Origin of the sequence: Mycobacterium sp. (genome assembly GCF_049280035.1) — a bacterium.
Classification (GTDB): Bacteria; Actinomycetota; Actinomycetes; order Mycobacteriales; family Mycobacteriaceae; genus Mycobacterium.
In genome coordinates, this window is sequence record NZ_JBAPPI010000524.1 from 1 (window position 1) to 9634 (window position 9634).

The following is a 9634-nucleotide window of genomic DNA, read 5'->3' on the forward strand; positions in this document are numbered from 1 at the left end:
GCGTGGCGGCGCGTCTCGGGAGTTCGGTCTCGGTGCACTGCAGGTGTGGCAGGCGTTGACCGAAGCCGTCTCCAAGCACCCGGCAAACCCCGAGGTCACGTTGGTTTTCACCGATTTGGTGGGTTTCTCGACGTGGTCGTTGCAAGCCGGTGACGACGCGACGCTCAAGCTTTTGCGGCGGGTGGCGAGGGCGGTGGAACCGCCGCTGCTGGATGCCGGCGGGAACATCGTCAAGCGGATGGGCGACGGCATCATGGCGGTGTTCGCCGACCCACTGGTCGCCGTCGGCGCGGTACTTACCGCCAAGCGGGCATTGAAGTCGGTCGACGTCGACGGCTACCAACCGCGAATGCGGGTTGGTATTCACACCGGGCGCCCGCAGCGCCTGGCCTCCGACTGGCTCGGCGTCGACGTCAACGTCGCCGCCCGGGTGATGGAGCGCGCCACCCGGGGAGGAGTAATGGTGTCGGGCGTCACACTGGACGCGCTTTCGCAGGCGGATTTGGAGGCGCTGGGTGTCACGGCCAAGCGGGTACACCGACCGGTCTTCGCAGGTAAAACACCCGGACTGCCGGCCGATTTGGCCATTTATCGGCTCAAGGCTGCCGCCGAAACTGTCAGGGATTTGACAGGTTCGGGTGCTGCAGACGACGAAGATCCGCAGGCATAGTAGATAGCAATGATTTTTGGCCTATTGTCGCGGCTGGCGCGCGTCCGCATCACGCTGGGCTACGCGCTCGCTTTGACGTCTGTCAGCGTCGCGCTCGTGGAGCTCGGTCCGCGGGCGCGTGCGCACGTCATCGCCCTGGCCAGCACCAACCTGCACAACCTGGCGCACGGTCATCTGGCGACCCTGTTCGGCAGCGCATTCGTCACCGATGCCGGCCCGATCTGGTTCTGGTTACCCTGCTTAGTTTGTTTGCTCGCCCTCGCCGAGCTGATCTGGCGCAGTGGTCGATTGGCCCTGGTGTTCGTCACCGGCCATGTCGGTGCGACGCTGCTGGTCGCCGCGGGGCTGACCGCGGCAGTCGAACTCGGCTGGTTGCCGCTGTCGATCTCACGTGCCAGTGATGTCGGTGTGAGCTACGGCGCCGTGGCGGTGCTGGGCGCGCTGACCTCCGCCGTCCCACGCAGGTGGCGGCCGGCCTGGATAGGTTGGTGGCTCCCTGTCGGCATCGCGTCCGCGGCGTTGGGCGACGACTTCACCGCCGTAGGGCACTTCGTGGCCTTGGTGCTGGGCATGCTGGTCTCCACCCGGTTGGTTGGCCCGGCGCAGTGGACCTGGCTGCGGTACGCCTTGCTGGGGGTTGGTGCGAGCTTTGGATTCCTGATGATGGCGCACGGAGAGCGGACGACGCTGATCGTAGGCGCCGTCGGCCTATTGGGTGCGCTAGCGGCGGTGGGGATTGCCCGCTCGCGCGCGGTGCGCCGTCAACTGCCGGTGGCCGCGTTGGCGGCTCCGGAGCCGGTACTCAACGCCTGACAAGAGGCTGACGGCTTCCGATCGTCAGTGACGGGACCACATATGATCGGCACTTGCGCGTCACGCCGTGCCGCGAATCCCCAGAAGCACAGCAAGGAGAGTGTCGCCGCGTGGGTGACCAACCCGTCGACCTGTCGCTGGAGGCGTTGACCGCAGCGGTCGACGCAGCCCGGCAAGCCTTCGCAAGCGCGGCCGACCTCGACGCACTGGCACGTGCCAAGACCGAGCACCTTGGTGATCGCTCGCCGCTGGCGCTGGCCCGCCAAGCGTTGGCCTCGTTGCCCAAGACCGATCGTGCTGACGCCGGTCGTCTTGTGAACAGCTCCCGCGGCGACGTTCAACGCAGCTACGACGAACGACTGGCGGTGTTGCGCGCTGAGCGGGATGCCGCCGTGTTGATCGCCGAGCGCATCGACGTGACCTTGCCGTCGACCCGCCAGCCGACCGGTGCGCGGCATCCGATCACAATTCTGGCCGAGCACGTCGCCGACACCTTCATAGCGATGGGTTGGGAACTGACCGAGGGGCCGGAGGTCGAGACCGAACAGTTCAACTTCGATGCGCTCAACTTCCAGCCCGACCACCCGGCGCGCAGCGAACAGGACACCTTCTATATCGCTCCGGACGGCTCCCGACAGTTGCTGCGCACCCACACGTCGCCGGTGCAGGTGCGCACTCTGCTCGAGCGTGAGCTCCCGGTCTATATCGTCTCAATCGGCCGCACATTCCGCACCGACGAACTGGACGCCACTCACACGCCGGTCTTCCATCAGGTGGAGGGGCTGGCGGTGGATCGCGGTCTGTCGATGGCCCACCTGCGCGGAACACTCGACGCGTTCGCCCGGGCCGAGTTCGGACCGCAGGCGCGCACCAGGATTCGTCCGCACTTCTTCCCCTTCACCGAGCCATCCGCGGAAGTCGATGTGTGGTTCGAGAAGAAGAGGGGTGGCGCCGGCTGGGTTGAGTGGGGCGGCTGTGGAATGGTGAACCCGAATGTGTTGCGCGCCGTTGGAGTTGACGCACAACTGTATTCCGGCTTTGCATTCGGGATGGGGCTGGAACGCACTCTGCAGTTCCGCAACGGTATCCCTGACATGCGTGACATGGTCGAGGGCGACGTCCGGTTCTCGCTGCCGTTCGGGGTGGATGCCTGATGCGCGTCCCTTATAGCTGGCTACGCGACGTCGTCGCAGTCGGCGCCCCGGGCTGGGATGTGCCGCCCGACGATCTCGAACAGACGCTGCTGCGCATCGGGCATGAGGTCGAAGATGTAATCACGCTCGGCCCGGTCAGCGGACCACTAACCGTTGGACGGGTAACCGACATCGAAGAACTCACCGAGTTCAACAAGCCAATTCGCGCCTGCAAAGTCGACGTCGGTGAACGCGAGCCACGCGAAATCGTCTGCGGTGCAACTAACTTCGCCACCGGCGATCTTGTGGTGGTGGCGCTGCCCGGAACCACGCTGGCCGGGGGCTTCACGATCACCCACCGAAAGACCTACGGTCGCGACTCCGACGGCATGATTTGCTCGGCGGCCGAACTCGGTTTGACCACAGACCATTCCGGCATCCTGGTGCTGCCGCCCGGGACCGCTGAGCCCGGCGCGGGCGGTGTCGAGGTGCTGGGCTTGGACGACGTGGTCTTTCACCTGGCCATCACCCCGGATCGGGGTTACTGCATGTCGGTTCGCGGTTTGGCCCGAGAGATCGCCTGCGCCTACGACCTCGACTTTATAGACCCGGCCTCCAGCGCTGTAGTGCCCCCGCTGCCCCGCGAGGCGGACGCCTGGCCGTTGACGGTGCAGCCGGAGACCGGCGTGCGCCGGTTCGCGCTGCGCCCGGTGACCGGGATCGATCCGACCGCGGTGTCGCCGTGGTGGCTGCAGCGCCGGCTGTTGCTCGCGGGTATCCGGGCGATCTCGCCGGCCGTCGACGTGACGAATTACGTGATGCTGGAGTTGGGCCACCCGATGCACGCGCACGATCTCAAACGGATCACCGGCGGCTTCGCGGTGCGGTTCGCCCGGTCCGGCGAAACCGTGGTCACCCTCGACGACATCGAGCGCCGGCTCAACCCGGCCGACGTCCTGATCGTCGACGACGTCGCGACCGCGGCGATCGGCGGAGTGATGGGGTCGGGCAGCACCGAGATGCGCGACGACTCCACCGACGTCCTGCTGGAGGCCGCGGTGTGGGATCCGGCGGCGGTGTCTCGCACCGCACGGCGGCTGCACGTGCCCAGTGAGGCCGCCCGTCGCTATGAGCGCGAGGTGGACCCGGCCATCTCGGTGGTGGCGCTGGATCGCTGCGCCGGATTGCTCGCCGATATCGCCGGCGGCCAGGTGTCTGAGACGCTTACCGACTGGCGCGGCGATCCGCCACGCGACGACTGGTCGCTGCCGCCGATCCCGATTGCGGCCGACCTGGCGGACCGCACGGCCGGGGTGAGCTATCGGCCAGGCACGACAGCCAGGCGGCTCACCCAGATCGGCGCCGCAGTGACCGGCGACGGCGAAGCCCTGACCGTAATTCCGCCCAGCTGGCGGCCTGACCTGCTGCAGCCTGCCGACCTGGTCGAGGAGGTGCTGCGGCTGGAGGGGCTGGAGCTGATCCCGTCGGTGCTGCCGTCGGCGCCGGCCGGGCGCGGGCTGTCGGCCAACCAACGGCGCCGTCGCGCGATCGGCAAGTCGCTGGCGCTGTCGGGCTACGTGGAGGTTTTGCCGACGCCGTTTCTGCCGGCCGGCGTTTTCGACACCTGGGGCCTGCCCGCCGACGACCAACGGCGGCACACCACCCAGGTGCTCAACCCGTTGGAGGCCGACCGGCCGCATTTGGCCACCACGCTGCTGCCGGGACTCTTGGAGGCGTTGGCGCGCAACGTGTCCCGCGGCATCGTCGACGTCGCGCTGTACGCCATCGCGCAGGTGGTGCAGCCGACCGAGCAGACCAAGAGCGTCGGGCTCATCCCAGTGGACCGACGTCCCACCGACGAGGAAATCGCCCAACTCGACGCCTCGCTGCCGCGCCAACCGCAGCATGTCGCCGCGGTGTTGACCGGGCTGCGGGAGCCGCGCGGCCCGTGGGGCGAGGGCCGCCGCGTGGAAGCGGCCGATGCGTTCGAGGCGGTCCGGATCATCGCCCGCGCCAGCGGAATTGAGGTGGTGCTGCGGCCCGCCCAATGTCTGCCATGGCATCCGGGCCGCTGTGCCGAAGTGCTGGTGGTGCGGGACGACGACGAGCACGTCATCGGCCATGCAGGGCAGCTGCACCCCGCGGTGATCGAGCGCTCCGGCCTGCCAAAGGGCACCTGCGCGGTCGAACTAAACATCGATGCCATGCCCATTGTCGAGGCGTTGCCGGCGCCGCGGGTTTCGCCGTTTCCTGCCGTGTTCCAAGACGTCAGCCTTGTGGTGGACGCCGACGTCGCCGCGCAGGCGGTCGAAGACGCGGTCCGCGACGGTGCGGGCGAGCTGCTGGAGGATGTCTGGCTATTCGATGTCTACACCGGCCCGCAGGTCGGGGAGAATCGTAAGTCGCTGACGTTCGCGCTGCGGTTCCGCGCGGCTGATCGCACACTCACCGAAGACGAGGCCAGTGCGGCCCGAGACGAGGCGGTCCGCTGTGCCGCCGAGCGGGTTGGCGCGGTGCTGCGGGGCTGAATTCCCCGCGTAGAAAACCGTCAGCGACGCGCGTAAATCTCCGACCCCTCAGCGCTCCGAGTACTCGACCCAAAAGATAAGTAGTCGACTACGCATGTGGTGGGCGGCCCCGGCACCAAGACTTTGTGGCGAAGGTACTGCATCGATGACCTCCGGGAGGCCACCATGACCATCGATACTGTCCCAACCAGCACCTGCCCGAACTTCTTCGAGGCGGGGCTGCCGTCGATTGCCTACGACCACCTGCGCAACCCCGATGAGGCGCACCGCATCATCGGCCAGGCCCGCCAACAGGCGCCGCTAGCGATGGGGCCGCACGGCCCGCAGGTATTGAGCCAGGAGCTGGTCCGCACTGTGCTTCGGGACTCGCGATTTGTCACCGCTCACGGGCTAGGACTGGACCTCCAGGGCATTACTTCAGGACCGCTGTGGGACCGGGCAACCCAGAATATTCTGGGCCTTGACGGCGACCAGCATCGCAGGCTGCGCCGACTCGTCTCGAAAGCATTCGCACCCCGCGGCGCCGAACGGCTGCGCACCCTGATCGTCGAAGTCATCACCGAGCTGGTTGACCCGGTTACCGCCGTGGGGCACTGCGACGTGGTCGCCGACATAGCGGGGCGATACCCGACGCAGATCATCTGTGCACTGTTGGGTGCACCCCGGCAGCACTGGCAGCTGTTCTGCGACTGGACCGATGACATCAAGAAGCTCTTCGACTGGAACGTCGCCAATGACGGGCCGGCCATCGTGAAGGCGTGGGATCAACTCGATGCCTACGTCGAGGGCATGCTCACCCGCCGCCGCCGAAACCTCACTGACGATTTGATTTCGGACATGATCCGCGCCGAGGACCACGGCGACCGCCTCACCCACAGCGAACTACTCATGTTGGCCGCCACATTGCTGACCGCGGGCACCGATACCACCCGCAACCAGTTGGCCGCAGCGGTACAGGTCCTGTGCGAACACCCCCGCCAATGGGCGTTGCTCGGCAAGCATCCCGAACTGGCCCCCAACGCCGTTCATGAGCTCATGCGCTATTACCCAAGTGTTTTCGGTACGATCCGCGAGGCCGCCGAAGACGTCCAACTTGCAGGGGTCACTATTCCCGCCGGCATCCTCGTGCTCGCCAACACGGCGTCGGCCAACCGTGACCCGGCCGTCTATGACGACCCCGACCGCCTCGACATCACCCGTGACGGGCTGGCGGCCTTGCTCACCTTCGGCGGCGGCGTGCACTACTGCCTGGGCGCTCATCTAGCCAGAATCGAACTCACCGAAGCCCTTCGCGTCATCACCCAACGCATGCCCAACCCCCGCCGAACCGGCCCCGCGCCCTGGAAAGCCATCACCGGAATCACCGGCCCGACAACCCTGCCCATCGAATTCGACGCCGGACACTGATCGTCGCCAACCAACCGTCTTGCGGAGATGCTTGCGGTAGCGCAGGGCCGCCTTGGTATTAACTTGCAAACACCTGCATAACCATGCAAAACTGGCTGGATGACCCAGGGGATACGCGTGGCGGTGGCCGGGGCCAGCGGCTACGCGGGCGGCGAGATCCTGCGGCTGCTGCTCGGGCACCCGGCCTACCACGACGGGCGGCTGACGATCGGCGCGGTGACCGCCGCCACCAGCGCAGGCAGCACCCTGGCTGACCACCATCCGCACCTGTTACCGCTGGCTGGGCGGGTACTCGAGCCCACCGAAGTCGACGTATTGGAAGGCCATGATGTGGTTTTCCTCGCGCTTCCACACGGCCACTCGGCCACGTTGGCGCAACAGCTCAGCCCCCAGACGCTGGTGGTGGACTGTGGTGCGGATTTCCGGCTGACCGACCCGAACGCATGGGAGCGCTTCTACGGCTCCCAACACGCCGGCAACTGGCCGTACGGGCTACCGGAGCTGCCCGGGGGTCGGGAATCGCTGCGCGATGCCCGACGCATCGCGGTACCGGGCTGCTATCCCACCGCCGCGCTGTTGGCGCTTTTCCCCGCGGTGGCCGCCGACCTCATCGACCCCGCCGTCACCGTCGTCGCGGTCAGCGGCACCTCTGGCGCCGGCCGCGCCGCGACGACCGACCTGCTCGCTTCGGAGGTCATCGGTTCGGCGCGGGCTTACAACATCGCCGGCGCGCACCGGCATACTCCCGAAATCGTCCAAGGGCTGAAGCACGTCACCGACCGGGACGTCACCGTGTCGTTCACACCGGTGCTCATCCCCACCTCGCGCGGCATCCTGGCGACCTGCACTGCACGCACCCAGTCACCGCTGTCGCAGCTGCGCGCTGCCTACGAAAAGGCGTACCATGCTGAGCCTTTCGTTCATTTGTTACCCGAAGGACAGCTGCCGCGCACCGGTGCGGTGATCGGCAGCAACGCCGCGCACATCGCGGTGGCGGTCGACGAGGACGCCGCCACGTTCATCGCCATCGCGGCGATCGACAATCTGGTCAAGGGCACCGGCGGCGCCGCGGTGCAGTCGATGAACCTGGCGCTCGGTTGGCCGGAAACCGAGGGCCTTTCGGTGGTCGGAGTGGCGCCGTGACTCGCGCGGACGCCGCGCGTCTGGTGCGTGCCCAGGGGGTGACGGCGCCGGCTGGTTTCCGCGCCACCGGGATCGCCGCCGGGATCAAGGCGTCGGGCGCACTCGACCTCGCCCTGGTGTTCAACGAGGGCCCGGACTACGCCGCCGCCGGAGTATTCACCCGCAATCAGGTCAAAGCGGCGCCCGTGCTGTGGACACAGCAGGTGCTGACCACCGGCCGGCTGCGCGCGGTGATCCTGAACTCGGGCGGCGCCAACGCCTGCACGGGTCCGGACGGCTTTGCCGATACTCACGCCACCGCCGAAGCGGTTGCCGCCGCGTTGTCGGACTGGGGCACCGAAACCGGCGCGATCGAAGTCGCGGTGTGCTCAACCGGATTGATCGGCGACCGGCTGCCGATGGACAAGGTATTCGCCGGGGTCGGTCACGTCGTGCACGAGATGGCCGGTGGACTGGCCGGTGGGGAAGAGGCCGCACGGGCCATCATGACTACCGACACCGTGCCCAAACAGGTTGCGCTGCACCATCCGGATAAGTGGACGATCGGCGGGATGGCCAAGGGCGCCGGGATGCTGGCGCCTTCGCTGGCGACCATGCTTTGCGTGCTCACCACCGATGCCGTCGCGCAGGCCGGTGCGCTCGAGGACACGCTACGCCGGGCCACCGCGCGCACGTTCGACCGCCTCGACGTCGACGGCAGTTGCTCGACCAACGACACCGTGCTGCTGCTGGCCTCCGGCGCAAGCGAGATCGCGCCGTCCCAAGCCGATCTCGCCGACGCCGTGCTGCGCGTCTGCGATGACCTGTGCGTGCAGCTGCAAGCCGACGCCGAAGGCGTCACCAAACGGGTCACCGTGACCGTCACCGGCGCCGCCACCGAGGACGACGCGTTGGTTGCCGCCCGGGCGGTTGCCCGCGACAGCCTGGTCAAGACCGCGCTATTCGGCTCCGATCCGAACTGGGGCCGGGTGCTGGCGGCGGTCGGCATGGCGCCGATCAGCCTAGATCCGGACCGGATCACCGTGTCGTTCAACGGATCTGCGGTGTGCATCAACGGTGTCGGCGCCGCAGGGGCCCGCCAGGTGGACCTGTCAGTTGCGGACATCGACATCCTCGTCGACCTCAACATGGGCAACGGCCAGGCGGCCATCCGCACCACCGACCTGTCGCACGGCTACGTCGAAGAGAACTCGGCCTACTCGTCATGACGACCACCGGCGCAGTGTCGATCCAAGCCAAGGCCCAGGTGCTGGCCGAAGCCCTGCCCTGGCTCAAGCAATTGCACGACAAGATCGTCGTGATCAAATACGGCGGCAACGCGATGATCGACGACACGCTGCGGTGCGCGTTCGCCGCCGACATGGCGTTCCTGCGAAACTGCGGCATCCACCCGGTCGTGGTTCATGGCGGCGGGCCTCAGATCAGCGCCATGTTGCAACGGCTCGGGATCCCCGGCGACTTCAAGGGCGGCTTCCGGGTCACCACACCGGAAGTGCTCGACGTTGCGCGGATGGTGTTATTCGGTCAAGTGGGCCGCGAGTTGGTCAACCTGATCAATGCGCACGGACCTTATGCGGTCGGTATCACCGGCGAGGACGCACAGCTCTTCACGGCGGTACGGCGCAGCGTCACGGTCGACGGCGTGCCCACCGACATCGGGCTGGTGGGAAACGTCGAACATGTCAACACGGCGGCGATCCTCGATCTTATTGCAGCGAAACGGATCCCGGTGGTTTCGACGCTGGCGCCAGACAGCGAGGGCGTTGTGCACAATATTAATGCCGACACCGCAGCGGCGGCGCTGGCCGAATCACTCGGAGCCGAAAAGCTGCTGATGCTCACCGATATCGACGGCCTCTACACCAGCTGGCCCGATCGCGATTCACTGGTCACCGAAATCGACACCGCCACATTGGCACAGCTGCTGCCCACATTGGAGA

Annotated in this window: 8 protein-coding genes; all 8 read left to right on the plus strand. The window is 67.1% G+C overall.

Annotated features, from left to right (window positions below):
* The coding region (locus WAN71_RS16930) for an adenylate/guanylate cyclase domain-containing protein (protein ID WP_422226442.1) at positions 1-670 on the plus strand (670 nt) is incomplete at its 5' end.
* Positions 671-679: 9 nt separating this feature from the next.
* The gene (locus WAN71_RS16935) at positions 680-1483 is read left to right on the plus strand and encodes a rhomboid-like protein (protein ID WP_422226443.1); all 804 of its coding nucleotides are present in this window, start codon (positions 680-682) and stop codon (positions 1481-1483) included.
* A 110-nt stretch (positions 1484-1593) separates the two neighbouring features.
* Complete coding sequence (pheS, locus tag WAN71_RS16940; RefSeq protein ID WP_422226444.1) at positions 1594-2637, plus strand: phenylalanine--tRNA ligase subunit alpha; 1044 nt, start codon at positions 1594-1596, stop codon at positions 2635-2637.
* Positions 2637-5144, plus strand: coding sequence for a phenylalanine--tRNA ligase subunit beta (gene pheT / locus WAN71_RS16945; RefSeq protein ID WP_422226445.1), 2508 nt, complete (start codon positions 2637-2639; stop codon positions 5142-5144). Before pheS ends, pheT begins: the two co-directional genes overlap by 1 nt.
* A gap of 165 nt (positions 5145-5309) precedes the next feature.
* Positions 5310-6551 (plus strand): cytochrome P450, encoded by a 1242-nt coding sequence (locus WAN71_RS16950; RefSeq protein WP_422226446.1) that lies wholly within the window; start codon positions 5310-5312, stop codon positions 6549-6551.
* Between the two features lie 99 nt (positions 6552-6650).
* The gene (gene argC / locus WAN71_RS16955) at positions 6651-7694 is read left to right on the plus strand and encodes an N-acetyl-gamma-glutamyl-phosphate reductase (protein ID WP_422226447.1); all 1044 of its coding nucleotides are present in this window, start codon (positions 6651-6653) and stop codon (positions 7692-7694) included.
* Complete coding sequence (gene argJ / locus WAN71_RS16960) at positions 7691-8902, plus strand: bifunctional glutamate N-acetyltransferase/amino-acid acetyltransferase ArgJ (protein WP_422226448.1); 1212 nt, start codon at positions 7691-7693, stop codon at positions 8900-8902. The genes argC and argJ overlap by 4 nt, the downstream gene beginning before the upstream one ends.
* The coding region (gene argB, locus WAN71_RS16965; protein WP_422226449.1) for an acetylglutamate kinase at positions 8899-9634 on the plus strand (736 nt) is incomplete at its 3' end. The genes argJ and argB, both read left to right, overlap by 4 nt.

Coding starts and splice junctions, on each gene's coding strand:
- WAN71_RS16935 (WP_422226443.1), top strand. CDS start 680: ATGATTTTTGGCCTATTGTCGCGGCTGGCGCGCGTCCGCATCACGCTG.
- pheT (WP_422226445.1), top strand. CDS start 2,637: ATGCGCGTCCCTTATAGCTGGCTACGCGACGTCGTCGCAGTCGGCGCC.
- WAN71_RS16950 (WP_422226446.1), top strand. CDS start 5,310: ATGACCATCGATACTGTCCCAACCAGCACCTGCCCGAACTTCTTCGAG.
- argC (WP_422226447.1), top strand. CDS start 6,651: ATGACCCAGGGGATACGCGTGGCGGTGGCCGGGGCCAGCGGCTACGCG.